The organism is Microbacterium sp. Yaish 1, assembly GCF_002245215.1.
Lineage (GTDB): Bacteria > Actinomycetota > Actinomycetes > Actinomycetales > Microbacteriaceae > Microbacterium.
This window is the reverse complement of record NZ_NPMR01000002.1, coordinates 1,452,148-1,478,942: the sequence shown is the minus strand read 5'-3', so window position 1 is coordinate 1,478,942 and position 26,795 is coordinate 1,452,148. Positions and strand designations below refer to the sequence as shown.

The following is a 26,795-nucleotide window of genomic DNA, read 5'->3' as shown; positions in this document are numbered from 1 at the left end:
CCGAACCCGGAAGCTAAGCCTCACAGCGCCGATGGTACTGCAGGGGGGACCCTGTGGGAGAGTAGGACACCGCCGGACTTCTTTCGTGAAATGGCCACCCAGTGTTGGGTGGCCTTTTCTCGTTTCCGGGACGAAAGGAACGTCGTGACTGAAGAAGACCGCCCGCGATCGGAGCGCAAGCCCCGTTACTCTGCTGCGGATTCCGGGGCACGGCGTCCGCGTCGCGATGGCGATGCTCGTCCACCGCGTTCCCACGACGAGCGCCCCCGCCGGGACGGCGACCGGCCGCGCCGTGATGGTGACGCGCGCCCGCGCCGCGAGGGCGACCGCCCGTCGTATCAGCGCCGGGATGGCGCAGGGGATGGGCGTCCGCGCCGCGATGGGGATTCACGCCCTCGTCGCGACGGCGACCGCCCGTCGTACCCGCGCCGTGACGGTGATTCGCGTCCGCGTCGCGATGGCGACTCACGCCCTCGTCGCGACGGCGACCGCCCGTCGTATCCGCGTCGCGACGGTGACGCGCGCCCGCGTCGTGACGAGCGCGGCGGGGCACGTTCATCGCGTCCCCCGCAGGGGTCGGAGCGTCGCGACATCCCGCGCGGACCCGAGATTCCCGAGACCGTCACGGCTCGCGATCTGCCCGGCGCTGCACGCAACGAGCTGAAGACGCTGAGCAAGGAGAACGCGGAGCAGGTCGCCCGTCACCTCGCGATGGTCGCCCAGCTGATCGACGATGACCCCCAGCTCGCGCACGAGCACGCGCTCGCGGCATCCCGTCGTGCCGGCCGTGTCGGCGTCGTCCGCGAGACCGTCGCCATCACCGCGTATGCGACGGGGGACTACGCCCTCGCGCTGCGAGAGCTCCGTACGTATCGACGCATCTCCGGCAGCGACGACCAGATCGCGATGATGGTCGACAGCGAGCGCGGCGTCGGACGTCCCGACCGGGCGCTCGAGGTCGGTCGCGCCGTCGACCGGTCCACGCTTCCGATCGAGGTGCGCGTCGAGCTGGCGATCGCGATGTCGGGGGCGCGCCTCGACCTCGGTGAGACCGAGCGGGCGCTGCAGGAGCTCGACATCCCCGAGCTCGACCCCGACCGGGCGTTCTCGTGGAGCCCCGCGCTGTTCGCGGCGCGGGCCGCGGTGCTCGAGGACCTCGGGCGGTCCGAGGAAGCCGCGCTCTGGCAGCGCCGCGCCCTCGTCGCCGAGGAAGCCCTCGGTGCGACCGACGCCGACCGTGAGCTGATCGTGGTCGACGACATCGACGAGGACGCCGCGCTCGAGAGCGAGGCACCGGCGGACGGCAAGGCGGAGGAGCGCGACTGATGGGTCTGTTCTCCCGGGCATCCTCGACACCGCTCGACGGGGTCGATGCCGTCCTGGCCGATCTCGACGGCGTCGTCTACGCCGGTCCGGGCGCCCTGCCGCACGCGATCGAGAGTCTCAACCGCGCGGGCGAGACCCGCCGGCTCGGGTACATCACCAACAACGCCTCCCGGCGCGACTCGGTCGTCGCCGATCATCTGCGCGAACTCGGCCTGACCGCCACGCGCCCCGAGGACGTCATCACGAGCCCGCAAGCCGCGATGCGCCTGCTGCGCGAGCGCGTGCCCGGCGGAGCGACGATCCTCGTCGTGGGCGGAGACGGACTCGTCCACGAGCTCGAGAAGGCGGGCTACGTCCCCACCCGTTCGGCCGACGACGGTCCTGCCGCCGTCGTGCAGGGGTTCGCACCCGAGGTCGGTTGGGCGCAGCTCGCCGAAGCGGCCTATGCCCTCGCGACGCCGGAGGACGAGGGCGGCATCCCCTGGATCGCCACCAACACCGACTGGACCATTCCGCAGGCGCGGGGGATCGCGCCGGGTAACGGCACCCTCGTGTCTGCCGTGCACACGGCGGTCGGACGTCTCGCGACCGTCGCCGGCAAGCCCGAGCGGCCCATCTTCGACGAGGCCGTCGCGCGTTTCGGCGCGGCGCAGCCGCTCTTCATCGGCGACCGCCTCGACACCGACATCGCCGGAGCTCAGGCGGCCGGCATCCGCTCGGTGCTCGTGCTGACCGGCATCGACCGTCCCAAGCACGTGCTCGCCGCTCCCGCCAACGCCCGCCCGACCTACATCGTCAGCGACCTGCGCGAGCTCCACGAGCCGTACCCCGAGGTCAGGACGAAGGGCGACGTGACGACCGTCGGCAACGCGTCGGTACGCATCGACGGCGCCGACATCGTCATCGTCTCGGAGGGGGATCGCCCCATCGACCTCGTGCGCGCGGGCGCGGCGGCGATCTGGGCGACCGGCCGCGCGATCTACGGATTCCGGGTTCCCGAGCGTCTCTACGCGGATCCGTTCCACCGTCCCTGACCCCGCGTATCGTGGGAGCCATGTCGATGGATGGTGCCGACCCGGGCGAGCGCGAGCCGAGCGCCGCGGACAGCGCGACGCAGAGCATCGCCGAGCAATGGCGTGACGACCTGCTGTCGTCGCTCGACGTCATCGAGGACCAGCCGTTGAGCGAGCGTGCCGCGTCGTACGCGGCGCTGCACGATGAGCTCGCGCGCCGGCTCGACTCCGGTCCGACCGGCGCCGCGTGAGCACCCGCCTCGATTCGGCACTGGCCGCGCGCGGACTCGCGCGCTCGCGCAGTCACGCCGCCACGCTGATCGCCGAAGGACTCGTCTCCGTCGACGGGCGCACCGTCGTGAAGGCATCCCACCCGGTGTCCGACACCGCGGCCCTCGTCGTCGCCGGCGTCGACCACTACGTCAGCCGCGCCGCGCACAAGCTCATCGCCGGTCTGGACGCGTTCGGCGTCGCCGTGGCCGGACGCACGGCGCTCGACATGGGCGCATCGACCGGTGGCTTCACGCAGGTGCTGCGCGAGCGCGGCGCACGCCCGGTCGTCGCCGTCGACGTGGGGCACGGTCAGCTCTCGCCGGACATCGCGGCGGACGACGGGGTGATCGTCGTCGAGGGCTTCAACGTCCGCGACCTCTCGCCCGAGGCCGTGAGCGGGTTCGTCGGCGGTCCGTTCCGGCCCGACATCATCACCGGCGACCTCTCGTTCATCTCGCTCGAGCACGTCCTCCCTGCGGTGGTCTCGGTGTGCGCTCCGGCGACGGACGTCGTGCTCCTCGTCAAACCGCAGTTCGAGGTCGGCCGCACCGCGGTGAAGGGCGGCCTCGTCACCGATCCGGCGCTGCGGGCGGATGCCGTGATGGGCGTGCTGTGGTCGGCGTGGGACGCCGGGCTCGCCACGCACGGCGTGATCGCCTCGCCGCTGGTCGGGACGCACGGCAACCAGGAGTACGTCGTCCACCTGTGCATCCGCGCTGGTGAGGCGGGCAATCCGACACAATGGATACACACGGTGGACGAACTGGCGGGAGCCCGATGACCGACGCGATGCGCAACATCCTCGTCGTCGCTCACGCGCGCCGTTCCGACACCGTCGCCGCGGCGCAACGCGTCCTGAACGCGCTGTCCGACGCGGGGGCGCGTCCCGTGCTCGCGGCCGACGACCGCGCCGAGCTGGTCGCCGAGCTGGGCGAGCTGCCCGGCGTCCTCACGCTCGACCGCGATGTGAGCGTCGCCGAGCTCGAGCTCGCGATCGTCCTGGGCGGCGACGGCACGATCCTGCGGGCGGTCGATCTCGTCCGCGGCGGGACCGCGCCCGTTCTCGGCATCAACATGGGCCACGTCGGCTTCCTCGCCGAGATCGAGGCCGACGACATGGACGATGCCGTGCGGCGCGTCATCGACCGCGACTACGACGTGGAGGAGCGCATGGCGCTCTCGGTCCGCGTCAAGGACGGCTCCGGCACCGTCGTCTACGAGACCTGGGCGCTGAACGAGGCGACGGTCGAGAAGGCCAGTCGCGAGCGGATGCTCGAGGTCGTCCTCGAGGTCGACCGGCGTCCGCTGTCGGCCTTCGGCTGCGACGGAGTGGTCATCGCGACCCCGACCGGCTCGACCGCGTACAACTTCTCCGCCGGCGGGCCCGTGATCTGGCCGGACGTCGAGGCGGTCGCGGTCGTCCCCCTCTCCGCGCACGCGCTGTTCGCCCGTCCGCTCGTGGTCAGCCCGGAGGCATCCGTGGCGATCGAGGTCGGCGCGGGCACGAACGGCACCGGCATCCTCTGGGCCGACGGCCGCCGCTCGCAGGAGCTGCCTCCCGGAGCCCGCGTCGTCGTGCGCCGGTCGAAGACCCCCGTGCGCCTGGCCCGCCTGCATCCGGCCGCCTTCACCGACCGGCTCGTCCGGAAGTTCCGGCTGCCGGTCGTCGGATGGCGCGGCCCCAACCTCGAGCAGCGGGAGGGCACCTCGTGATCGAAGAGATGCGTCTTCGCGGTCTCGGAGTCATCGCCGAGGCGACGCTGCCGATGGGGCCGGGGTTCACCGCGATCACGGGTGAGACCGGCGCGGGCAAGACCATGGTCGTCACCGGACTCGGGCTGCTGCTCGGCCAGCGGGCCGACTCCGGTGCCGTGCGCGCGGGCGCGCCGCAGGCATCCGTCGACGGCGTCTGGGTCGTCGATGAGAACGGCCCCGTCGCCGAGCGAGTCCGCGAGGCCGGGGGAGACGTCGAGCCGATCGGCGGAGGCCGCTCCGAGCTGTATCTGGGCCGCGTGCTCTCGAGCGAAGGGCGCAGCCGCGCGAGTGTCGGGGGCCGTCCTGCCCCGGCCGCGGTGCTCGCCGAGCTCGCCGAGCAGCTGATCGTCGTGCACGGGCAGTCCGACCAGCTGCGGCTCAAGTCCGCGACCGCTCAGCGCGACGCGCTCGACCGCTTCGGGGGCCCCGAGATCGTCGCCGCGCGCGACCGCTACCGCGCGGCGTACGAGGCCTGGCGCGCTGTCGACGCAGAGCTGACGCAGCTCGACGCCGACCGCGACGCGCGCCGCCGCGAGGCCGACGACCTGCGCGCGCGCATCGCCGACATCGAGGCCGTCGCGCCGCAGCCGGGTGAGGACGCCGTACTCGCCGAGCGGGCCGAGAAGCTCGCCAACGTCGAAGAGCTGCGCGCGGCCGCGGCGACGGCGCACGATGCGCTCTCGAACGACGACGAGCTTCCGGACGCGGTGTCGCTGCTGGCCGAGGCCCGGCGCGCGATCGAGCGCTCGGCGGCGAGCGACGCGGCCCTCGCGGCATTCGTCGAGCCGCTGGCGGACCTCGGCTACCGAGCCGCCGACCTCGTGACGGGCTTGAGCGCCTATCTCGCCGACCTCGACGAGAGCGGGCCGCAGGAGCTCGCCGCCGTCGAGGAACGGCGTGCCGCCCTGAACGGCCTGCTGCGGGCGCACGGCACCCTCGACGAGGCGCTGGCGCTCCTCGAGAGCGGATCGGCGCGACTCATGGAGCTCGACGACGACGGCGACCGCATCGAGCGCCTGCGTGCTCAGCGCGACGAGCTCGGCGAGGCGCTGGATGCCGCCGCCGCCGACCTGACCGCGGCGCGCACCGCGGCAGCGGAGCGACTCGGCGCCGCCGTCACGGCCGAGCTGCGCCAGCTCGCGCTGCCCGACGCGCGGCTGCTCGTCACCGTCGAGCCCGGCACCCCCTCGGTGTCGGGACGCGACGACGTGACGATCCTTCTCGCGCCGCACCCCGGCGCCGAGCCCCGGCCGGTCGCCAAGGGCGCATCGGGCGGCGAGCTCAGCCGCGTGATGCTCGCGATCGAGGTCGTGATCGCGGGCACCGATCCCGTGCCGACCTTCGTGTTCGACGAAGTGGATGCCGGCATCGGCGGCGCCGCCGCGATCGAGGTCGGCCGCCGGCTGGCCCGACTGGCCGAGACGAGCCAGGTGATCGTGGTGACGCACCTCGCACAGGTCGCCGCCTTCGCGACGAACCACCTGACCGTCGTGAAGTCGAACGACGGCTCGGTGACCGCGTCGAGCGTCCGGCGTCTGGAGGGCGGCGACCGCGAGGCCGAGATGGCGCGTCTGCTGTCGGGCCTGCCGGATTCGGGGGCCGCGATCGAGCACGCTCGAGAACTGCTGAACCTCTCGCGTTCCTGACTGATAGAATAGAAGCCCGTGACGGACACTCATCGCGCGGCCTCTTCCCAGAACACCACCAAGCAGATCTTCGTGACCGGTGGTGTGGTCTCTTCTCTCGGTAAGGGACTGACCGCCGCGAGTCTCGGCAATCTCCTCACCGCACGCGGCCTTCGCGTCGTGATGCAGAAGCTCGACCCGTATCTGAACGTCGACCCGGGCACGATGAACCCGTTCCAGCACGGTGAGGTCTTCGTGACGGACGATGGCGCCGAGACCGATCTCGACATCGGACACTACGAGCGCTTCCTCGACATCGAGCTGAGCCAGGCGGCGAACGTCACGACCGGTCAGATCTACTCGCAGGTCATCGCGAAGGAACGCCGCGGCGAGTACCTCGGCGACACCGTCCAGGTGATCCCGCACATCACCGACGAGATCAAGCGCCGGATGCGGCTGCAGGCGACGGAGGAGCCCCGCCCCGACGTCATCATCACCGAGGTCGGCGGTACCGTCGGCGACATCGAGTCGCAGCCGTTCCTCGAGGCGGCCCGTCAGCTGCGTCACGAGCTCGGCCGCGACAACGTGTTCTTCGTGCACGTCTCGCTCGTGCCGTTCATGGGCGCGTCGGGTGAGCAGAAGACGAAGCCGACGCAGCACTCCGTCGCGGCCCTCCGCCAGGTCGGCATCCAGCCCGACGCGCTCGTGCTGCGCAGCGACCGCCCCGTCAGCGAGAGCAACCGCAACAAGATCGCGCTCATGTGCGACGTCGACGTCGAGGGCGTCGTCAACACCGTCGACCTGCCCAGCATCTACGACATCCCCTCGACCCTGAACGATCAGGGCCTCGACGCGTACATCACGCGCCGGCTCGGGCTGGCCGAGAAGGCCGACGACGTCGACTGGACGCGGTGGAGCAAGGTGCTCGACGCCGTCCACAACCCCAAGCACGAGGTGACGATCGGTCTCGTCGGCAAGTACATCGATCTTCCCGACGCGTACCTCTCGGTCACCGAGGCGCTCAAGGCCGGCGGCTTCGCGCAGGAGACCAAGGTTAACGTCACCTGGATCCCCTCCGACCTCTGCGAGACCCCCGAGGGCGCCGAGAAGGCGCTCGCGAGCGTCGACGGCATCGTCGTGCCCGGCGGCTTCGGCATCCGCGGCATCGAGGGCAAGCTCGGCGCGCTGAAGTTCGCGCGCGAGCAGGGCATCCCGACCCTCGGCATCTGCCTCGGCCTGCAGTGCATGGTGATCGAGTACGCCCGCAACATGGCGGGCCTGGCCGGTGCGTCGTCGAGCGAGTTCGACCCCGAGACCGAGTTCCCCGTCATCGCGACGATGGCCGAGCAGGTCGACATCATCGCCGGCGGCGACCTCGGCGGCACGATGCGCCTGGGCCTGTACGAGGCCGACCTCGCCGAGGGCTCGCTCGCGGCCGAGGTCTACGGGGCCACGAAGGCATCCGAGCGCCACCGGCACCGCTACGAGGTGAACAACCGGTACCGCGACCAGATCGCCGAGGCGGGGCTGGTCTTCTCGGGCCTGTCGCCCGACCGCAACCTCGTCGAGTACGTCGAGCTGCCGCGCGACGTGCACCCGTACTACATCGCAACGCAGGCCCACCCCGAGCTGCGGTCGCGTCCGACCGAGGCGAACCCGCTGTTCCGAGGGCTGGTCGCCGCCGCCCTCGACCGGCACCGCGCGAGCGAGCTGTTCGAGGTCGAGGATGCCTGAGCTGCGCGACGAGCCCGTCGAGCCCGAGGTCGTCTCGAGCGAGCTGGTGTACTCGGGGCACGTCTGGGACGTGCGGAGCGAGACGGTGCGTTTCGGCGACGGCGAGATCACGCGCCAGTTCGTGGACCACCCCGGGGCGGCCGCGGTCGTCGCGATCGACGACGAAGAGCGCGTCGTGCTGATCCAGCAGTACCGGCATCCGATCCGTCATCGCGACTGGGAGATCCCCGCGGGGCTCCTCGACGTCGCGGGCGAGCCGCCGATCGAGACGGCGCGGCGCGAGCTCGCCGAGGAGGTCGACCTCGTCGCCAAGTCGCTCGAACCGCTCGTCAGCATCTTCACGACACCGGGCGGCAACGACGAGATCATCCACGTCTTCCTCGCCCGCGGCCTCAGCCCGGCGCCGAGCGCGTACGAGCGCGAGGACGAAGAGGCTGACATGCGCGTCGAACGCGTGCCGCTGGCCGAGGTCATCGACGGCGTGCTCGCCGGGCGGTTCCGCAACGGCATCCTCGCGACGGGCGTGCTGGCGGCGGCCGAACGGCTGCGCCGGGGCTGACGGACGTGCGGCTCGACCGTGCCGTCGCGGCGTACCTGCGCCACATCTCGGTCGAACGCGGGCTGTCGGCCCACACGGTCGCGGCGTATCGGCGCGATCTCGACGCGTACGCCGCGTGGCTCGGGGAGCGGGGGATCGGCGACACGTCCGAGATCACGGCGGACGTCGTGACCCGGTTCGCCGAGGAGTCGGCATCCGCCGACCCGCCGCCGGCGGCCACATCGCTGGCGCGGCTGCAGTCGTCGCTGCGGGGTCTGCACCGCTTCCTCGCCCGCGAGGGGATCGTCGACGCCGACCCGACGCAACGCCTGCGTCCGCCGAAGACCCCGCGGCGACTGCCGAAGGCGCTGACGATCGACCAGGTCGAGAGCCTCCTCGATGCCGCGGGACCCCCGCCGGGCGACGTCGCCGCGACCGATCTCGCGGCGCTGCGGGACCGCGCTCTGCTGGAACTGCTGTACGCCACGGGCGCGCGGGTGTCGGAGATCGTGCAGCTGGATGTCGACGACCTCGCCCTCGGCGACGTGCTGCGCGTTCGCGGCAAGGGCGCGAAGGAGCGGATCGTCCCGGTCGGCTCGTACGCACGCGCCGCCGTCGAGGCCTACCTGGCGCGAGCCCGGCCGGAGCTCTCCCGGCGCGGACGCGCGACGCCCCGACTGTTCCTCGGGGTGCGCGGCGCTCCGCTGTCGCGGCAGAGCGCGTGGCTGATCATCCAGCAGGCTGCCGAGCGCGCCGAGCTCACGGCGCACGTGTCGCCGCACACGCTGCGGCACTCGTTCGCGACGCACCTGCTGCAGGGCGGGGCCGACGTCCGGGTCGTGCAGGAGCTGCTCGGGCACGCGTCGGTCGCCACGACCCAGATCTACACGCACGTCACCGTCGACGCGCTGCGCGAGATCTACGCCACGTCGCATCCTCGCGCGCGCTGAATCGCACGCGAGGAACACCGTCGCGGGCCCCGGCACGGCAGGATGGGGTCATGAGCAGCGGGGGAGTCCCGGACGGCGCCCGCGCCCTCCGCTTCGACACGCAGGCGCTGACAGCGCCGCTCCCGAGCCCGGGCGAGGACGGGCTTCTCGGCGGAGCCGGCCGGTGTGCCTCGCTGCTCGTCGCCGTACGGGCCATGTTCGTCTCGGCGGTGCTGGTGCTCGGGGTGGGTGTGCTCGCGTTGCTCTTCGTCCTCGTCGTCCAGTCGATGGCGGGAGGCTCGGGCCTGTCGTGGTCGAGCGTCGTGATCGCGGCGGTGATGGTGCTGCCGCTCGCGATGAGTCGCTTCGGCAGGATACGCGGCTCCCGGCGGGCCGCCGAAGCCGCGATGTACCGTCTCGAGGGGTTCGCGGCGGCGAACCGCCTCGGCATCCGCCACCGCGAGGACGACCCCGACGAAGGCGCGACCGTCTTCGGCCTCGGCAAGCGCCGGAGAGCGACCGCGGTCGTGACGGGGAGCGAGCCGCGTCCGTTCCGTTCGGCGGACTACGCCTTCGACACCTGGATCGGCCGCTATCGGATGCCGCACGCGCTGACGTACCTCCGCGTCGGGGTCGCCGCCGAGCTGCCGCGGGCGAGCCTGGTCGCGGTGCACGCGCCGGGCGCGCCCGCCTGGCGGCCGCCCCTCGGGCAGGAGCCGATCGAGATCGGTGGCGGGTTCGACGAGCACGTCGGCGCCTGGTGCGCGCCCGCCGATGCGGACCGTGTCCGGCGGATGCTCACGCCGTCCGTGCGCTCCGGCCTGGCGGCGGCGGCGCCCGACGTGGACGTCGAGACCGTCGGACGCCACGTGTACTTCCTCTCGCGGGGCGCGCTGCCGCGGTGGACCACCCCGTTCTGGCGCTGGACCGAGGACCTGCTCGCGGTCGCCGCGCGTATCGAGGATGCCGCGGCCGCTCAGCCGGACCCGTCGCCGAGCGGCGTGCTGCGCAGCACCGACGCGGAACGGGCCGAGACGCGAGCGCACCTGTTCACGAGGCCCGCGGTCGGTCGTCCCTTCGCCATCGGCTGCCTGCTGCCGCTGGTCTTCGGGGCCGTCGCCAGTCTGCTCACGGCCACCTGGCGCTGAAGCCGGGGCCGGTCCTCGCGGCATCCGGTCGCATCGGTTTTTCCCGGCACGGGGCGGCCGCCGCCGCGGGGTCTGCGCCGCAGGATGGCAGCATGCCCGCCGATGCATCCACCGACTCCGCGGCAGGGCCGTACCGCGGCATCCGTCCCGGGCCTGCGCTCGCCGTCGTGTGGATCGTGGCCGGCGTCGCCGGGTGGATCGTGTCGTTCCTGCTCTACCACGAGTACGTCGGCCAGCTCACCGGTGCCGAAGCCCTCATCTCGTGCGACATCAGCCCGATCGTCACGTGCGGTCCCAACCTGCTCAGCCCCGGCGGCAACCTGCTCGGCTTCAGCAACTCCATCATCGGGATCGTGCTCTTCCCGGGCGCGATCTATGCGGGAGTCTCCGGGCTCGCGGCGCCGGCCGGGCTGCGCCCCTGGTACTGGCGGGTGTACGCCGGGTTCGTCGCGGCGGCGTTCGTGCTCGTCCACGTCTTCGCCTACCGCAGTGTGTTCGAGTACGGCTCGCTCTGCCCGTGGTGCATGGTCGTGTGGCTCGTGACCATTCCCCTGTTCTGGTCGACTCTCGGCTGGACCCTGCGGGCGGGCGTCTGGGGCCGCGCGCCCGAACGCGTCGGCGCGCTGCTGCTGGCGTGGACGCCCCTCGTCGTGGTCGTCGACTACCTCATGATCGCCGTCGCCGCCCAGCTGCGGCTCGACGTGCTCGGGACCCTGTGACCCGGAGGCGTTGCGGAGATACGTTCGTCGGATCGGCGGTGCTGGTGTCGCCTCGGGCGTCGGCCCAGGCCACTTCTGCCCCGCGCATCCGACGAACGTATCGGCTCACGCCGGGTGCCTGTGCGAGAATCGATCGCACGCTACGGAAAGCAGGAGTCTCGGTGACGGACAAGTCGCGGAAGGCCGGGAAGGCCCCCACGGAGGACACCCCGATCGGACCCACCGGTCGGCCATACCGAGGTTTCCCGACCCCGCCGAAGCTCGACGGACACGGGCCGGCGCGCATCATCGCCCTCTGCAACCAGAAGGGCGGCGTCGGCAAGACCACGACGACCATCAACCTCGCCGCTGCGCTCGCCGAGTACGGCCGCAAGGTGCTCGCCGTCGACTTCGACCCGCAGGGTGCACTGTCGGCGGGCCTCGGCATCGCCACCCACGACGTGCCGACGATCTACGACCTGCTGCTCGACACCAAGCGCGACCCCCACGAGGTCATCGTCGAGACGTCTGTGCCCGGGCTCGACGTCATCCCCGCGAACATCGACCTCTCGGCCGCCGAGGTGCACCTGGTCAACGAGGTCGCCCGCGAGACGATCCTGGCGCGTGTGCTGCGCGGCGTCTCCTCCGAGTACGACGTCATCCTGGTCGACTGCCAGCCTTCGCTCGGGCTGCTCACGGTCAACGCGCTGACGGCGAGCCACGGCGTGCTCATCCCGCTCGAGTGCGAGTTCTTCGCGCTTCGCGGCGTCGCACTGCTCATCGAGACGATCGACAAGGTGCGCGACCGGCTGAACCCGTCCATCGAGCTCGACGGCGTCCTGGCCACGATGTACGACCCGCGCACGCTGCATTCGCGCGAGGTGCTCGAACGCGTCGTCGAGGCCTTCGGCGACGACGTGCTCGAGACGGTCATCGGGCGCACCGTGAAGTTCCCCGACGCGTCGGTCGCGGGCGTTCCGATCATCACCTTCGCGCCGGAGCATCAGGCCGCGCAGGCCTACCTGCGTCTCGCGCGGGAGCTCGTCGCCCGTGGCGCCGTCGCCTGACGGGATCGTCGATGCGGCCGGGCCGGCCGAGCCCGACGCGGGCGAGCCGAACGGTCCCGGCTTCCGGGTCTCGCTGACGAACTTCGACGGGCCCTTCGACCTGCTGCTGAACCTCATCGGCAAGCACGAGCTCGACATCACCGAAGTGTCGCTCAGCAAAGTCACCGACGAGTTCATCGGCTACCTCCGTGGGCTCGAGCCCGAAGAGCTCGACGCCGCCTCGGAGTTCCTGGTCGTCGCCGCGACGCTGCTGGACATGAAGGTCGCCGGGCTCTTGCCCCAGGGCGAGCTCATCGACGCCGAGTCGGTGGCGCTGCTCGAAGCGCGCGACCTGCTGTTCGCCCGGCTGCTGCAGTACCGCGCCTTCAAGCAGGTCGCCGGCTGGTTCGCCGAGCGGGTCGTCGCCGAGGACCGTCGTCACGCGCGATCGGTGCGCCTCGACGAGAAGTACCGCGCGGCCGCACCCGAGCTCGTGTGGACGCTGACCCCAGACGACTTCGCGGCGCTCGCGATGCTCGCCTTCGCGCCCAAGGAGATCCCCGTCGTGGGGCTCGACCACCTGCACGCCCCGCTCGTGTCGATCCGCGAACAGGCGGCCGTCGTCGTGACGCTGCTGCGCGGCGCGGGTACCCTGAACTTCCGCGAGCTCGTCGCGGGCGTCGCGCAGCCTGGCATCGTCGTGGCCCGTTTCCTCGCCGTGCTGGAGCTCTACCGGCACGCGGCGCTGTCGTTCGAGCAGCTCGAGCCGCTCGGTGAGCTGACACTGCGCTGGACCGCCGAGCGCTGGTCCGAGGAGAACCTCGCCACTCTGGGAGCCGACTATGACCGATGACCCGACGCCGACCACGGCGACCCCGATCGCTGATGTCGCGCGGCGGCTCGAGGCGATCCTGCTGGTCGTCGACGAGCCGCAGAGCCTCGTCGCCCTCGCCGCCGCCGTCGGCGCCCCCGTCGCCGCCGTCCGCCAGGCGGTCGCCGGTCTCGTCGCCGACTACGACGGCGAGACGGGCGGGCCGCGTCGGGGCTTCGAGCTGCGTGAAGTGGGCGGGGGCTGGCGACTGTACGTGCGCGCCGAGCACGACGCCCTCGTGAGCGAGTTCGTCAACACGCAGGCGCCGTCGCGGCTCTCTCAGGCCGCCCTCGAGACCCTGGCGGTCATCGCTTACAAGCAGCCGGTGTCGCGCAGTCAGGTCGCCTCGATCCGCGCCGTCAACGTCGATTCGGTCGTGCGCACCCTGCTCTCGCGCGGGCTGGTGACGGAGGTCGGCCACGACCCCGAGACCGGTGCCATCCTGTACGGCACGACCGACGCGCTGCTGGTCAACCTCGGCATCAACTCGCTCGACGAGCTGCCGCCCATCTCGCCGTTGCTGGACGACGGCACCGACGGTTTCGAAGGAGAGGCGACGCGATGACGGATGCCGAAGGGGTACGCCTTCAGAAGGTCCTGGCCAACGCGGGGGTGGCGTCGCGCCGCGTCTGCGAGCAGCTGATCGTCGAGGGACGCGTGCGGGTCAACGGCACGGTCGTGACCGAGCTCGGCAGCCGCATCGACCCGACCGTCGACATCGTCGACGTCGACGGCACCGCCGTGCAGCTCGACACGACGAAGCGCTACGTGATGCTCAACAAGCCGACGGGCGTCGTCAGCTCGATGAAGGACGAGAAGGGTCGTGCCGACCTGCGCCGGTTCACGAAGGACTGGGACGAGCGTCTGTACAACGTCGGCCGACTGGATGCCGAGACCAGCGGCCTGCTCGTGCTCACGAACGACGGCGAGCTCGCGCACGTCCTCGCCCACCCCTCGTTCGGGGTGACGAAGGTGTACATCGCGAAGGTGCGCGGGCGCGTGACGCCGCAGACGATCGCCCGGCTGACGAAGGGCGTCGAGCTCGACGACGGGCCGATCGCCGCCGACAAGGCGCGGCTGCTCGACACGTCGGGGGAGACGAGCCTCGTCGAGCTGACGCTGCACTCGGGGCGCAATCGCATCGTTCGACGCATGATGGCCGAGGTCGGGCATCCGGTGCTCGAGCTCGTGCGTCGCCAGTTCGGCCCGCTCCACCTGGGAACCCTCCCGGCGGGGCGCGCCCGGGAGTTGACTACAGTGGAACGCGGTGCGCTGCTGACGCTCTCGCGCAGCGCCGACGGTGCCCCCGAGCACCCGACTTCTCCGGAGAACCCGTGACCGATTCCTCGCTCGATCCCGTGCGCCCCGGCCGTGCCGCGCGCACGGCCGGTACCGTGCGCATCGTCGGCGCGGGCCTGCTCGGCTCGAGCATCGGTCACGCGCTGCGCCTGCTCGGTGTCGACGTCGTCCTCGACGATGCCTCGCCCGCTCAGCTGCGGCTCGCCGTCGACTACGGCGCGGGCCGGCTCGCGGCCCCGGATGATCGTCCCGTGCTCATCGTGGTCGCGGTGCCGCCGGATGTCACCGCGGATGTGATCGAGCGCGAGCTGCGCGCCCACCCCGGCGTGGTCGTGACGGATGTCGCGAGCGTCAAGCTCGAGCCCTACCTCGAGCTGCGCAAGCGCGGCGTCGACCTCACCCACTACATCGGCTCGCACCCGCTCGCCGGCCGCGAGCGCGGCGGGGCGATCTCGGCGCGCGCCGACATCTTCGTCGGGCGGCCGTGGGTCGTGTGCCGTGACGACGAGACGCGGGCCTCCGATCTCGCCGTCGTCGAAGGTCTCGCTCTCGACCTCGGTGCGATGCCGCTCGAGATGACGCCGCAGGAGCACGACGAAGCGGTCGCGCTGACCTCGCACGTCCCGCAGCTGGTCGCAAGCCTCCTCGCCGGACGCTTCGTCGCGGCTCCCGAGGGATCGCTGCGCCTGACCGGTCAGGGCGTGCGCGACACGACGCGCATCGCGGCATCCGCCCCCGAACTGTGGGTGCAGATCCTCGGCGCGAACGCCGCGCCCGTCGTGTCGGTGCTCGACGAGCTGGCGGGTGACCTCCGGGCGGTGGCCGACGCGCTGCGCGACCCGGCGGCCCCGGGTGCTCGACGGGCGCTCGCCGACACCATCCGTCGCGGCAACGAGGGCGTCGAACGCCTTCCCGGCAAGCACGGGCAGAACCGCCGGTTCGAGCAGATCGTCGTGCGTGTCGACGACACCGCGGGTCAGCTCGGGCGACTGTTCGGCGACCTGGGCGACCTCGGGGTGAACATCGAGGACTTCCGCCTCGAGCACTCCCCGGGAGCGCAGTTCGGACTGGCGGAGCTGAGCGTCGTGCCCAGCGTCGTCCACGAAGCCGTCGCCGGGCTCGAGAAGCGCGGCTGGAAGATCGCGAGTGTTCCCCATGCCTGAGTCCTCTCCCGTGACGGAGTCCTTCCCCGTGACCGTCGCGATCGACGGACCGGCCGGCAGCGGCAAGTCGAGCGTCTCGAAGCAGGCCGCGCGGGTGCTCGGCTACGGCTTCCTCGACACCGGCGCCGCCTATCGCGCGCTCGCGTGGCGCGTGCTCGAGCGCGGTGACGACACCGCCGACGCGGACGCCGTCGTGCGCGCCCTCGGCGGCTTCGACTACGCGATCTCGCTCGATCCCGACGACCACTGGGTCCGCGTGGGTGACGTCTTCGTCACCGACGACATCCGCGAGCCCCGCGTCTCAGCGGCCGTCAGCGGCGTCGCTCGCGTGCCCGAGGTGCGGGAGCGCGTGAACGTGCTGTTCCGCGCTCTCGTCGCGGCATCCGGTTCGGCCGGGGTCATCGTCGAGGGACGCGACATCACCACCGTGGTCTTCCCGGATGCGCCCGTGCGCATCCTGCTGACCGCCAGCCCCGAGGTGCGCGCCGCGCGCCGCAGCGCCGAGCTCACGGGAGAGGATGCCGCGGCTGTCGCCGAGGCTCTTCATCGCCGAGACGCGTCGGACTCGCAGGTCGTCGACTTCCTCACCGCCGCGCCCGGCGTCGTGGTGGTCGACTCGACCGATTTGGACTTCGATCGGACCGTGGACGCCGTCATCGACGTCGTGCGCACCGCGACAGGAGAGAACTGATGGCTACCACCGACGACGAGTACGAGGGCGGTCCCGACCAGCTCGAGGAGAAGCTCGCGAACCTCGACGAGCACCTCGCCGACCAGCGCGCCGCTGCGTTGCGCGCGTCGCTCGCCGACTACGAGCTCGATGACGACGACACCGAGCTGCTCGCCGGGTTCACGGCGGGCGGTGAGGTCGTGGAGGTGCTGCCGGCGCTGCCGGTCGTCGCGATCGTGGGACGCCCGAACGTCGGCAAGTCCGCGCTCGTGAACCGCATCCTGGGTCGTCGCGAAGCCGTCGTCGAGGATACCCCGGGTGTCACGCGCGACCGGGTGAGCTACAAGGCCGAGTGGATGGATCGCCGCTTCACCCTCGTCGACACCGGCGGGTGGGAGCCCGACGCCCGCGGCATCGACCGTTCGGTGGCCGCGCAGGCCGAGGTCGCGATCGACCTCGCGGATGTCGTGCTGTTCGTCGTCGACGCGATGGTCGGGGCCACCGCCACAGACGAGGCGGTCGTCCGTCTGCTGCGCAAGACCGACAAGCCCGTCTTCCTCATCGCCAACAAGATCGACGACGCACGACAGGAGCCCGAGGCCGCCGCGCTGTGGAACCTCGGCCTGGGCGAGCCGCATCCCGTTTCGGCCATCCACGGGCGTGGCGTCGCGGATCTTCTCGACGAGATCATGAAGGTGCTCCCGGAGGTCTCGGCCGTCGCCAAGAACGAGCTGGGCGGACCGCGTCGCGTCGCGATCCTGGGGCGCCCGAACGTCGGGAAGTCGTCGCTGCTGAACAAGGCCGCGGGCGAGGAGCGCGTCGTCGTGAACGACCTCGCGGGCACGACCCGCGACCCCGTCGACGAGGTCGTCGAGCTCGGCGGCAAGCTGTGGCGACTCGTCGACACGGCCGGCATCCGTCGCCGGGTGCATCTGCAGCAGGGCGCAGACTTCTACGCGTCGCTGCGCACGTCGGCGGCTCTCGAGAAGGCCGAGGTCGCCGTCGTCGTGCTCGACGTGACCGAGTCGATCAGCGTGCAGGACCTCAACATCATCGACCTCGTGCTCGAGTCCGGTCGCGCGCTCGTGCTCGCGTTCAACAAGTGGGACCGCCTCAACGACGCCGACATGGACAACGCCGACCGTCGCCGCTACCTGGAGCGCGAGATCGAGCAGGACCTCGCGCACGTCACGTGGGCGCCGCGCGTCAACCTCTCGGCCCGCACCGGTCGCCACCTCGACAAGCTGGTGCCCGCTCTCGAGACGGCGCTGCAGTCGTGGGATCAGCGCATCCCGACCGGCAAGTTCAACGCGTTCCTCGCCGAGCTCGTCGCGGAGCACCCGCATCCGCTGCGCGGCGGCAAGCAGCCCCGCATCCTGTTCGGCACCCAGGCGTCGACGCGCCCGCCGACATTCGTGCTGTTCACGACCGGGTTCCTCGACCCGGGCTACCGTCGTTTCATCCAGCGACGGCTGCGCGAGATCTTCGGCTTCGAGGGCACGCCGATCGTGACGAACATGCGGGTGCGCGAGAAGCGCCAGCGCTGACGCCCGGCGCGCCCGGTCGGGACCGGGCTCAGAACGGTGGCAGCCCCCGGCCGGGTGGTTCGGCGATGGTGAAGGCGACGAGTGGTGGTGGTGCGTCTTCGCGGTACATCCGCCCGGTAGGTGAGGTCCATACGAGCCGCCCGCCGGGGAGTTGTCGGACGCGCCATCGGGTGTGGTGTTTGACGTCGTGGTGTCTCTTGCAGAGGTTGGCGAGGTTGCACACGTGGGTGACCCCGCCGTCGGATGCGGCGATGGTGTGGTCGAGTTCGCACCGGATGGCGGGTTGTCGGCATCCGGGGAACCGGCAGTGCCGGTCCCGCGCCCGCAGCAGCCGCACCATGGCGGCGGTGGGGCGGTAGGTGTCGCATTCGAGCACGGTTCCGGTGACGGGGTCGGTGAGCAGGCGGTCCCATGAGGTCGCGTTGCCGGCGAGTTCGCGTGCGGTGGCGGCGTCGATGGGGGAGCGCCCCGCGAGATCTGCCGGCCCCTCGTCCTGACCCATCAGCGTCAACGCCGACACGGCCACTTGCACGTGTGCCCGGATCGCGCCGAGCGTTCCGTCGCCGTCACCGGCGCCGGTGGGGTCGAGGGCGGGTGTCCCGGCGAGCAAGAGGTCGGAGAACACGTCGGCGCGGACTTGGTCGATCGTGCGGGCGTCGTCGATGAAGGACGAGCCCCCGCCAACCGCTTCGTCGCCGTCGCCCTCTGCGCTTTCCGCCTCGTCACCCACCTCGGCAGGCACGCCGTCAGCCTGTGCCCGTGCGTTGATGATCTCCCGCGCCTGTCGCGTCAGCCGGTCAACGATCCCATCCGCGATCACCGTCGGCAGCGTCGCGATGAGATCCGACATCCCATCGGCGCCGGCCTGCACCCGCACGCACCGCCCCGCCGCAGCCTCCTCGTGCCGCTCAGTGAACGTCCTCGGATGCATCCGCTCGGCGATCATCCGCAACGCCTCCCGCACTCCGTTGGGCCTTTCGCCCTCGCAGCGCTCGATCGCGACGCGTTCGAACTCCGCCCGTTCACTCGCGGGCACGAGGCATCCGACCTCTTGAATGACCCTCACGTGCCCGCGGACGATGCGCCCGGCTTCCCACGCCGCCATCGTCACCGGGTAGTTCTCAACCAGGTCCCGCGCCTCGTCGATGCGGCGCTGCAGCGTGCGGTCGGTCGCGACGAACACCCCGGCCAGCTCCGCGGCGATGCCACGAAGCGCCATCTCCCGCGCCTTCACCTTCTCCGACGCCCCGGCCGCCTGCTTCTCCGCGAGCACACCGGCCGCCGCGAGCACCCGAACCTCCCGGACCTGGACCGCCCGCGCGGCATCCGAAACCCCCTCGGCATCCGCGACGAGCTGAGCGAGGACGTCGACGTCCCCGTCGCTGCCCATCCCACCGCCTGCCCCGCCGCCGAGCCCACCGTTCGAACGCATGTTCTAATGTTGCCATGGACCTCTGACATCGCGTCCTGACTGTCGGCACCCGGTCCACGCATGGGCGTGACGCATCCACCCCCGTCGGGCGATGATGGGGCTATGGCTCGTTACCTTCTCGTCGACGCTGATCTGGCGGGTTTCGCGCAGTATCAGGAGCTCGAGGCCGACGACGACGGGCTCTGGTGGGTCGTGCGGCAGATCGACGACCACCCCGCGGGTCCTCGGCGATATGGTGCCGGCGCGGTCGTCGTCGACGATCAGGGGATGCTCTCCGACCAGCCGTCGACCGCTCAGGAGCTCGACGACACCGAGTTCACGACCGTCATCAGCGCGGAGGAGTTCGAGCGCCGCTGGCATGACGCGTCCTGACGCGCGCGGGTCAGGCGAGGAGCGCTGCCACGTCCGCGTCGGTCAGGCGGCCGTCGGCGACGAGCAGCCGGTACGCGCGCCGGACCGCGGCGGCCGGGGAAGCCGCGACCGCGCGGTCCCAGGTGAGCGCCGCGCCGATGCCGGGGTAGTCTGCCGCGCGGACGAACCACGGATCCGCGGCGGACGGTTCGTCGGCGGCCGCCAGCCCCACGGTGGCCTCGGCCGGCCCGCCGCCGGTCGGGTCGGCGAAGGCCCCCGACCACGCGAGCCACGGCGCGACCGTTCCGTGCACGGCCTCCTCGCCGCGGGCCGAGGGTGTGCGCACGTCGACGTCGCTGCAAGCGGGCAACCGCCAGGTCAGCCCGCCGTAGCCGCCTCCCGCACGCCCGTTGCTGCCCGGCCCTCCGAGCATCACGGTGCGATCAGCCGCGGGCGAGAGCTCGAACGACAACTCGATGACGGCGGCGCGGTCGTCGCGGTGCAGCACCCTCAGCTCGCGGCGCTCGCGCAGCACGTTGCCGCCGTCGGGGCCGATCCAGCGCAGATCGAGAACCGCGCCGGCGGCGATGCGCTCGACGCGAGCGATGTCGATGCGCCCGTGGTCGTCTCGCCAGATGTAGTCCTCGCCCGGGGTGTACGTGCGACCGCCCCAGAAGTTCGTGCCGTCGACATCCTGCAGTGCGACGCTGACGCCGAGGTGCCAGTCGTGGTCGGCGGGGTGGTGATCCGTCACGATCACGCCACCCGGGGTGCGCAGCGGATGCAGGTACGGGCGCGGGCTCGACGAGCGGGCCGCGTCGCCGCCGTCGACGAGCTCCGCGAGCGGCATGCCCGTGCCGACACCGGTGCCCGAGCCCTCGCCCGGCAGGGTCAGCACGACCTCGGGGACCGTGCGCCGCGCCCACGGCAGGTGCAGTTCCTCGAACGTCGCCTCGGCGTCGACGGCGCGGACGATCGCATCCTCGATGCCGTCCACGACCAGCCGCCGGCCGGGGCCCTCGCCGCGCGGGCTGACGAACGCGGGGTCGATCCGGTGCGGCGCGGTGCGTCCCACGGCATCGATGACCGCGACGAACGCGCCGGAGGCGGACAGGGGCGAGAGCAGCGCGACGCCGTCGTCGCGATGATCGAGAAGGTTCTCGAACAGGTCGTCGCGCTCGAAGCGCTCGCTGCGGCCATCGACCTCGACGATGTCCTCCGTGTAGAAGAAGCGTGCGGAGCGGCGGCGGCCATGCACCTCGACGTACGGGTCGACCTGCTCGTCGGCGCAGAGCGTGAGTCCCGCGGTGACGCGGATGCCGCGGGTCGTGGACACGCGCAGCAGACTCGTGTCATCGCCCTCGATGGCATTGGCGCGGTAGAGATCGGCGGTGACCTGCGTGATGTCGGCGACGGCTGTCGTGCCGGCGATCGCGAGAGCGGTGGCGGTCGCGTGGGCGAGCGGGTTGGTCGTGACCCCGTCGACGACGGCGACGCCGTCGAGCTCGCGGCGCCCGGCCCACCGGCTGCGCTCCCAGTAGGCGCGGTCACGTGCCCAGAGCCCGACCGCCCCGATGGCCCGGACGGGGCCGAGGTCGAAGCGGTCCTCGGCGAAGGCTCGGAGCGCTCGCGATCCCAGACTCTGGAAGCCCACCTGCACGCGCGCGCCCGATCTCCCGGCGGCGCCCTCGAGCACGCGGAGGTCGGCGAGGGTCAGGACGGGCGGCTTCTCGAGGTAGAGGTCGATCCCGCGGTCGACGACCGTGCGCGCGAGCTCGAGGTGGGTGTGCAGCGGGGTCGCGACGATGACGACGTCGATGTCGTCGGTCGCGGCGAGCAGCGACGGCAGGTCGGGGAAGACGCGCGTCTCTTCGGGCAGGGCCCCCGGCTCGGGCGGACGGGGGTCGGCTGCCGCGACGAGCCGCACGCGATCGCCCAGGCGGCGGAGGTTGTCGAGGTGCACGGTTCCGTAGCCGTGGACGCCGACGAGGGCGATGGTGGTGGTGCGTGGCATCCGATTCTCCTGACGTCGCTCCCATCATGCCAGCAAGCGCTTTCCCGCAGGTCTTCCGGAATGCTTCCGGGTCTCGCGGGAGGATGCGGTGAAGCGACACCCTACGGTAGGCCGCACGGGGGGTCGATGGGGAGCGCTGCCCAGGGCGGGGCCGGCCGGTACGCGTTAGCGTCGAGGCACACCGATCCGAGGAGAACCGCCATGGCATCATCCGCATCCCGCATCTCGCGCACTCGCCTGAGCGCAGGCCTGGTGGCGGCGGCCCTCGGTCTCGCAGCGCTGACGGGCTGCACCCCGGCGGGTGATCAGAGTGAAGCGGCCCCGAGCGCCGCGCCCGAGGCCTCCGCCGCGTCGCCGTCCCCGTCGGCATCGACGCCGGCCGCGGCATCCGGCGCGCTCGATCGTGGCCAGCTCGCCGACCTGTTCAGCCGCATCCAGTTCCGCCCCGCCCAGTACGACACGATCGCCGCGATGCTCGAGTCGATCTATCCCGGGCTGACGGTGTCGGATGCCGCGTGCCTCGCTCCCTTCGGTGCCGGGTGGGAATCGGCCGGCGACGCCGTCGAGTGGGGCACGAGCAATGACCGGTCGATGACGGCTGTCGTGGCCTCGGCGCCCGACGATGCGACCGCCGAGGGGCTCGTGGCCCAGGCGGAGGACGCGATCGCGCGCTGCGCGGACGGGCAGGAGCTGTTCGCGATGCAGGGGGCGCCGGTCACGACCACGGTCGAACCGTTCGATCTCGCCGTGACCGGAGCAGATGACGTGCAGGGGTGGCGCGTGACCGGAGACGTCGGCGGGTCGCCGTTCGCCCTCGTCGGCGCGACGGTGCGCACGGGGCAGAATGTGCTCGCCCTCGTGGGATGGGATCCCGAGACGAGCGCGGACTACGTGCCGCAGGCGACGCAGCTCTTCGTCGACCGCATCGCGCAGGGGGCCGGCTGATCCGCGCTGCGGGGTTTGCGGCCGCGCGACCTGCGTCTAGCATGGACCCGTGGCTCGGAAACCGCTTTCCCGTCCCGCGGATCTGATCGACGGCGCTCGTCCGGCTCGATCCGTCCTGCGGCTGCTCGCGCGGCGCCCCGGACGCATGAGCATCGCGATCGGCGCCTTCGCGCTGAAAGAGATCCCGATGTGGTTCCTGCCGGTCATCACGGCGGCCATCATCGACATCGTCGCGAGCGGGGGTGAGGTCTCGGCGGTCATCGGATGGTTCCTGCTTGCCGCCGCCCTGCTGCTGCAGAACTACCCGAACCACATCCTCTACACGCGCAGCTTCATGACCGTCGTGCGCGACACCGGCGCCGACCTGCGCAACGCGCTCGCCGCGCGGCTGCAGAGCCTGTCGATCGGATATCACTCCCGCGTCAGCTCGTCGATCGTGCAGACCAAGGTCGTGCGCGATGTCGAGAATGTCGAGCTCATGCTGCAGCAGGTCACGCACCCGCTGCTCTCGGCGACGATGGTGATGATCGGCGCCCTCACGATGACCGCGATCGCGGTGCCCCAGTTCCTGCCGGTCTACGCGCTCGCGGTGCCGATCGCGATCGGCATCCGCTACGGCATGCGCAACCGCTCGCGCGAGCGCAACGCCGTCTTCCGGCGCGAGGTCGAGGTGTTCTCGGCGCGCGTGGGGGAGATGGCCTCGCTCATCCCGGTCACCCGCGCGCACGGCCTCGAGGAGACGGCTGTCACCCGCGTCTCGCGCGGCGCCGAGGGGGTGAGGCGCGCGGGGCTGCACCTCGACATGCTGAACGGCCACGTCGCCTCGATCTCGTGGGTGGCGATGCAGCTGCTCGGCGTCGGATGCCTCGTGCTCGCCGCGGTGTTCTCGCTCACCGGCATCCTGCCGATCTCTCCCGGCGAGGTCGTGCTGCTCTCGACCTATTTCACGCTGCTCACCCAGGGGCTCACCCAGCTGCTCATGCTCATCCCGGTCGGCGCGCGCGGACTCGAATCGGTGCGCTCCATCGCCGAGGTGCTGCAGGAGCCCGACCTCGAGCAGAACGAGGGCAAGCGCCGCGTGGATCGCGTCGTCGGCGACATCCGCCTCGAGCGCGCCAGCCACCGCTACGCGGGGGCGAGCGACGACGCGCTGCACGAGATCGACCTGCACATCCCCGCGGGCCGCACCTACGCGTTCGTGGGCTCGTCGGGATCGGGAAAGTCCACGCTGCTCAACCTCGTGCTCGGGTTCGTTCGCGCGACGAGCGGGCGGCTGACGATCGACGGGGCCGACGTGCAGGAGCTCGACCTGCGCTCGGTGCGCCGCTCCGTCTCGGTCGTGCCGCAGGAGTCGGTGCTCTTCGAGGGCACGATCCGCGAGAACGTCGCCTACGGGCTGCCCGACGTCTCCGATGAGCGCATCGAGCGGGCGCTGCGGGCCGCGAACGCGTGGGAGTTCGTCAGCGACCAGCCGGAGGGCTGGGACACCGTGGTCGGCGAGCGGGGAGCGCGCCTGTCGGGCGGGCAGCGTCAGCGGCTCGCGATCGCGCGGGCGCTCGTCCGCGACCCCCGCATCCTGCTGCTGGATGAGGCGACCTCGGCGCTCGATCCCGAGTCGGAGGAGCTCGTGAAAGAAGCGCTCGCGCGACTCATGACCGGGCGCACGACCCTCGTCGTCGCTCACCGTCTCTCGACGATCCGTCAGGCCGATCGCATCGTCGTCCTCGAGCGCGGGCGCATCGTCGAGCAGGGCTCGCACGACGATCTGCTGGCCGCCGCCGGCCGCTACGCCCACCTTCACGCCACCCAGTCCTGACCCCCCACCCCCCAACGCCCGTCGACTCGCCAGGAAGTGCGGATGTCGGCACCCCCGCATCCGCACTTCCTGGCGACTCGACGGGAGGAAACGGGGACAAGACAGGAGAACTCATGCTCAGGGAGATCTACCGCGACCCGGTGTACGACGGGGCGACCGATCCGGTCGTCGTCATCGAGCCGGGCGGCCGCGGCTGGTGGATGTTCTACACGCAGCGGCGGGCGACGCATCCCGACCCGGGGCCGGGCGTCTCGTGGGTGCACGGCTCGCGCATCGGCGTCGCGCGATCGCGCGACGGGCTCGATTGGCACTACGCGGGCACGCTCGAACCGGATGCCGGCGGGCTCGAACTGACCGCCGGGCCGCCTCCGGCCGACGTCTACCGCACCCACTGGGCGCCCGAGGTCGTGTTCGACGGAACCGGATGGCGGATGTATCTGACCGAGATCGACGGTGTGCCCGACCGCTGGCCGGGTCATGCCCGCACGATCGTCGCGTACCGCTCGTCCGACCTCGCGTCGTGGCGCCGCCTCGGACCACTCGATCTCGCGAGCGACCGCGTCATCGACGCCGGCGTCGCCCGCGGCCCCGACGCGAGGTGGCGGCTCTGGTACAAGGACGAGGCTTCCGACTCGATCACCCGCGTCGCCGTGTCGGACGACCTCGAGTCGTGGCGCGACGGAGGCGTCGCGATCGGCGGGCGTCCGCACGAGGGCCCTAGCGCCTTCGAGCTCGACGGGAGGTGGTGGATGATCGTCGACGAGTGGCGGGGGATGGGCGTCTTCGTCTCGGACGACGCCGTCCACTGGGGCCGGCAGGGCGGTCCCGATGACGTCGTGCTCGGTGCCGGCGCCGTGCCCGGCCGGGGATTCGGGCACCACGGCGCCCCGGTCCGCGACGGTGACACGCTCTGGTACTACTTCTTCGCGCAGCCGGCCACCACTCCGGATGCCGGTGGTGACGGGGCCGCCGCGGACGACGTCGAAGCCCGGCGGTGCGCCGTCTACCGGGTGCGGCTGCGTGTCGACGCCGACCGCCTGGTGTGCGAGGCTGAACCGATGCACTGAGACCGGTAACAGTCGCGAGATCACGGGTGGGAATCGGTCGGCCCGAGTTCCTTGCGAAACGTTTCATCGCGTAGTACCGTTACCGGCAAGCGCTTTCCCGACTGCGGGCGGGCGCGCACCTGCACACACGGACAATGGACGTTCGCGCGCACCGAGACGACGACGTTCGGCAGAGAGGACAATGATGTTCAGCAGAAAGCGGGCACTGGCGACGGTCGCCATCGCGACGGGCGCAGCGCTCACCCTGGCGGGCTGCGCCGGCGGTGCCACCCCGGCCGCCGACGCGACCTTCGACCCCGACGAGAAGGTCACCCTGAACCTGGCGTTCTGGGGCAACGACGTTCGCGCGCAGCTCTACAACGAGGCCATCGAGGCGTTCAACGAGGAATACCCGAACATCACGGTCAACGCGACCTTCCTGACCTTCCCGGAGTTCTGGGAGAAGCGTCAGACCGAGGCCGCGGGCGGCGGGCTTCCGGATGTCATGCAGTTCGACTACTCGTACCTGCGCCAGTACTCCGAGAACAACCTGCTGCTCGACCTCGAGCCCTACCTCGGCGACATCATCGAGACCGACGCGCTCCCGCAGAACATCCTCGACATCGGCGTCGTCGGCGACACGACCTACGGCATCGCGACGTCGACGAACGCGTGGGGCATGTTCACCAACCCGAAGCTGCTCGAGCAGGCGGGCGTGGCCGACTTCGCCGGCGGGTCGTGGGACGACTACTCCGAGTGGATCGCGAGCGTCACCGACGCGTCGGGCGGTGCGTACTGGGGCGGCACGGATTACACCGGCCGCATCCAGAACTTCGAGCTGCAGCTCCGGTCCGAGGGCTCGCAGCTGTTCGACGAGGACGGCAAGCCCGGATTCGACAAGGAACGGCTGACCCAGTTCTGGGAGGACGGCGCCGAGCTCCGCGAGAGCGGTGCCGTCATCGGGCAGCAGCGCCTCGAAGAGGCCCTGCCGCTCTCGGGCTTCGACGCCGCGCTGACGGCGAGCGAGCTGACGTGGGACAACTTCGGCGGCGGGTACCTCGGCAACCTGGGCGAGGGCTACACCGAGCTCGGCCTCGTCGCCCCGCCCGTCACGAAGGAGGGCGCGAAGGACCTGTACCTCAAGCCCTCGATGCTCCACACGATCTCGGCGAAGACCGAGCACCCCGCCGCCGCGGCGACGCTCGTCAACTTCCTCGTGAACTCGCCCCAGTCGGGCGAGATCTTCGGCACGAACCGCGGGCTTCCGGCCTCGCAGACCGCGCTCGACGCGGCCGATCTCGACCCGCTGAGCCAGCAGGTCAAGGAGTACGAGGAGTCGATCGCCGACCGCCTCGGCGATGCCCCGCCCGTGCCGATCGTCGGCTACGGCACGATCGAGGAGGAGTTCCGCAAGCTCGGCACCGAGCTCGCCTTCGGCACCATCACCGTCGACGACGCCGTCGACCGCTTCTTCTCGCAGATGGACATCACCCTCAACGGATGACCCGTTCCCGCGGGCCGGTGCGCAGCGCCGGCCCGCGGGCCTGCATCCTCCC

General features: G+C 71.5%; 26 protein-coding genes and 1 rRNA gene. 25 read left to right on the top strand and 2 right to left on the bottom strand.

What is annotated here, in order from left to right; translation table 11 throughout:
• The 20 genes from rrf to der all read left to right on the top strand — a co-directional run.
• Nucleotides 1-78, top strand: a 5S ribosomal RNA gene (gene rrf / locus CI089_RS16125); the annotation flags it as partial.
• 148 nt (nt 79-226) lie between these two features.
• Nucleotides 227-664, top strand: a complete 438-nt coding sequence (locus CI089_RS16120) for a hypothetical protein (RefSeq protein WP_094262421.1) — start codon at nt 227-229, stop codon at nt 662-664.
• Between the two features lie 47 nt (nt 665-711).
• Complete coding sequence (locus CI089_RS16115) at nt 712-1,326, top strand: hypothetical protein (protein ID WP_218823047.1); 615 nt, start codon at nt 712-714, stop codon at nt 1,324-1,326.
• Nucleotides 1,326-2,360 carry an HAD-IIA family hydrolase gene (locus tag CI089_RS16110; RefSeq protein ID WP_094262420.1) on the top strand — a complete coding sequence of 345 codons (1,035 nt, stop codon included), beginning with the start codon at nt 1,326-1,328 and terminating at the stop codon, nt 2,358-2,360. The genes CI089_RS16115 and CI089_RS16110 overlap by 1 nt, the downstream gene beginning before the upstream one ends.
• A 20-nt stretch (nt 2,361-2,380) precedes the next feature.
• A complete protein-coding gene (locus CI089_RS16105; protein ID WP_094262419.1) occupies nt 2,381-2,590 on the top strand; it encodes a hypothetical protein in 210 nt (69 codons plus the stop codon).
• Nucleotides 2,587-3,393 (top strand): TlyA family RNA methyltransferase, encoded by an 807-nt coding sequence (locus CI089_RS16100; RefSeq protein ID WP_094262418.1) that lies wholly within the window; start codon nt 2,587-2,589, stop codon nt 3,391-3,393. The genes CI089_RS16105 and CI089_RS16100 overlap by 4 nt, the downstream gene beginning before the upstream one ends.
• Complete coding sequence (locus tag CI089_RS16095) at nt 3,390-4,325, top strand: NAD kinase (RefSeq protein ID WP_094262417.1); 936 nt, start codon at nt 3,390-3,392, stop codon at nt 4,323-4,325. The genes CI089_RS16100 and CI089_RS16095 overlap by 4 nt, the downstream gene beginning before the upstream one ends.
• Nucleotides 4,322-6,013 carry a DNA repair protein RecN gene (recN, locus tag CI089_RS16090; protein ID WP_094262416.1) on the top strand — a complete coding sequence of 564 codons (1,692 nt, stop codon included), beginning with the start codon at nt 4,322-4,324 and terminating at the stop codon, nt 6,011-6,013. Before CI089_RS16095 ends, recN begins: the two co-directional genes overlap by 4 nt.
• A gap of 18 nt (nt 6,014-6,031) precedes the next feature.
• On the top strand, nt 6,032-7,726 hold the full coding sequence (locus tag CI089_RS16085; protein WP_094262415.1) for a CTP synthase: 1,695 nt from the start codon (nt 6,032-6,034) through the stop codon (nt 7,724-7,726).
• Nucleotides 7,719-8,285 carry an NUDIX domain-containing protein gene (locus CI089_RS16080; protein ID WP_094262414.1) on the top strand — a complete coding sequence of 189 codons (567 nt, stop codon included), beginning with the start codon at nt 7,719-7,721 and terminating at the stop codon, nt 8,283-8,285. The genes CI089_RS16085 and CI089_RS16080 overlap by 8 nt, the downstream gene beginning before the upstream one ends.
• A 5-nt stretch (nt 8,286-8,290) precedes the next feature.
• Nucleotides 8,291-9,214 (top strand): site-specific tyrosine recombinase XerD, encoded by a 924-nt coding sequence (gene xerD, locus CI089_RS16075; RefSeq protein WP_094262413.1) that lies wholly within the window; start codon nt 8,291-8,293, stop codon nt 9,212-9,214.
• Nucleotides 9,215-9,264: 50 nt separating this feature from the next.
• A complete protein-coding gene (locus tag CI089_RS16070; protein WP_094262412.1) occupies nt 9,265-10,341 on the top strand; it encodes a hypothetical protein in 1,077 nt (358 codons plus the stop codon).
• 92 nt (nt 10,342-10,433) lie between these two features.
• Complete coding sequence (locus CI089_RS16065) at nt 10,434-11,060, top strand: vitamin K epoxide reductase family protein (RefSeq protein ID WP_094262411.1); 627 nt, start codon at nt 10,434-10,436, stop codon at nt 11,058-11,060.
• 161 nt (nt 11,061-11,221) lie between these two features.
• Nucleotides 11,222-12,106 carry a ParA family protein gene (locus CI089_RS16060; RefSeq protein WP_094262410.1) on the top strand — a complete coding sequence of 295 codons (885 nt, stop codon included), beginning with the start codon at nt 11,222-11,224 and terminating at the stop codon, nt 12,104-12,106.
• Complete coding sequence (locus tag CI089_RS16055; RefSeq protein WP_094262409.1) at nt 12,090-12,938, top strand: segregation and condensation protein A; 849 nt, start codon at nt 12,090-12,092, stop codon at nt 12,936-12,938. Before CI089_RS16060 ends, CI089_RS16055 begins: the two co-directional genes overlap by 17 nt.
• Nucleotides 12,928-13,521: an SMC-Scp complex subunit ScpB gene (gene scpB, locus CI089_RS16050; protein WP_094262408.1), complete on the top strand. Its 594-nt coding sequence runs from the start codon at nt 12,928-12,930 to the stop codon at nt 13,519-13,521. The genes CI089_RS16055 and scpB overlap by 11 nt, the downstream gene beginning before the upstream one ends.
• Entirely contained in the window at nt 13,518-14,294 is a 777-nt protein-coding gene (locus CI089_RS16045; RefSeq protein ID WP_094262407.1) for a pseudouridine synthase, read from the top strand. The genes scpB and CI089_RS16045 overlap by 4 nt, the downstream gene beginning before the upstream one ends.
• On the top strand, nt 14,291-15,418 hold the full coding sequence (locus CI089_RS16040) for a prephenate dehydrogenase (protein WP_094262406.1): 1,128 nt from the start codon (nt 14,291-14,293) through the stop codon (nt 15,416-15,418). The genes CI089_RS16045 and CI089_RS16040 overlap by 4 nt, the downstream gene beginning before the upstream one ends.
• Nucleotides 15,411-16,109 (top strand): (d)CMP kinase, encoded by a 699-nt coding sequence (gene cmk, locus CI089_RS16035; RefSeq protein ID WP_094262405.1) that lies wholly within the window; start codon nt 15,411-15,413, stop codon nt 16,107-16,109. The genes CI089_RS16040 and cmk overlap by 8 nt, the downstream gene beginning before the upstream one ends.
• Entirely contained in the window at nt 16,109-17,635 is a 1,527-nt protein-coding gene (der, locus tag CI089_RS16030; protein ID WP_023955770.1) for a ribosome biogenesis GTPase Der, read from the top strand. The genes cmk and der overlap by 1 nt, the downstream gene beginning before the upstream one ends.
• Before the next feature lie 28 nt (nt 17,636-17,663).
• Here the strand turns inward: der and CI089_RS16025 are convergent, their stop codons facing one another.
• The gene (locus tag CI089_RS16025; protein WP_373441605.1) at nt 17,664-19,067 is read right to left on the bottom strand and encodes an HNH endonuclease signature motif containing protein; all 1,404 of its coding nucleotides are present in this window, start codon (nt 19,065-19,067) and stop codon (nt 17,664-17,666) included.
• A gap of 102 nt (nt 19,068-19,169) precedes the next feature.
• Here CI089_RS16025 and CI089_RS16020 point away from each other — a divergent pair, with 102 nt between their 5' ends.
• Nucleotides 19,170-19,439 carry a hypothetical protein gene (locus CI089_RS16020; protein ID WP_094262403.1) on the top strand — a complete coding sequence of 90 codons (270 nt, stop codon included), beginning with the start codon at nt 19,170-19,172 and terminating at the stop codon, nt 19,437-19,439.
• A gap of 10 nt (nt 19,440-19,449) precedes the next feature.
• Here the strand turns inward: CI089_RS16020 and CI089_RS16015 are convergent, their stop codons facing one another.
• Nucleotides 19,450-21,432, bottom strand: coding sequence for a DUF6807 family protein (locus CI089_RS16015; RefSeq protein WP_094262402.1), 1,983 nt, complete (start codon nt 21,430-21,432; stop codon nt 19,450-19,452).
• A 201-nt stretch (nt 21,433-21,633) separates the two neighbouring features.
• Between CI089_RS16015 and CI089_RS16010 the strand changes: the two genes are divergently transcribed.
• From CI089_RS16010 to CI089_RS15995, 4 genes are all read left to right on the top strand, one after another.
• Nucleotides 21,634-22,377, top strand: a complete 744-nt coding sequence (locus tag CI089_RS16010; protein WP_094262401.1) for a hypothetical protein — start codon at nt 21,634-21,636, stop codon at nt 22,375-22,377.
• 49 nt (nt 22,378-22,426) lie between these two features.
• Nucleotides 22,427-24,193, top strand: a complete 1,767-nt coding sequence (locus tag CI089_RS16005; protein WP_094262400.1) for an ABC transporter ATP-binding protein — start codon at nt 22,427-22,429, stop codon at nt 24,191-24,193.
• A gap of 113 nt (nt 24,194-24,306) precedes the next feature.
• A complete protein-coding gene (locus tag CI089_RS16000; protein ID WP_094262399.1) occupies nt 24,307-25,260 on the top strand; it encodes a hypothetical protein in 954 nt (317 codons plus the stop codon).
• Nucleotides 25,261-25,444: 184 nt separating this feature from the next.
• Nucleotides 25,445-26,743 carry an ABC transporter substrate-binding protein gene (locus tag CI089_RS15995; RefSeq protein WP_094262549.1) on the top strand — a complete coding sequence of 433 codons (1,299 nt, stop codon included), beginning with the start codon at nt 25,445-25,447 and terminating at the stop codon, nt 26,741-26,743.
• The last annotated feature ends 52 nt before the right edge of the window (nt 26,744-26,795 follow it).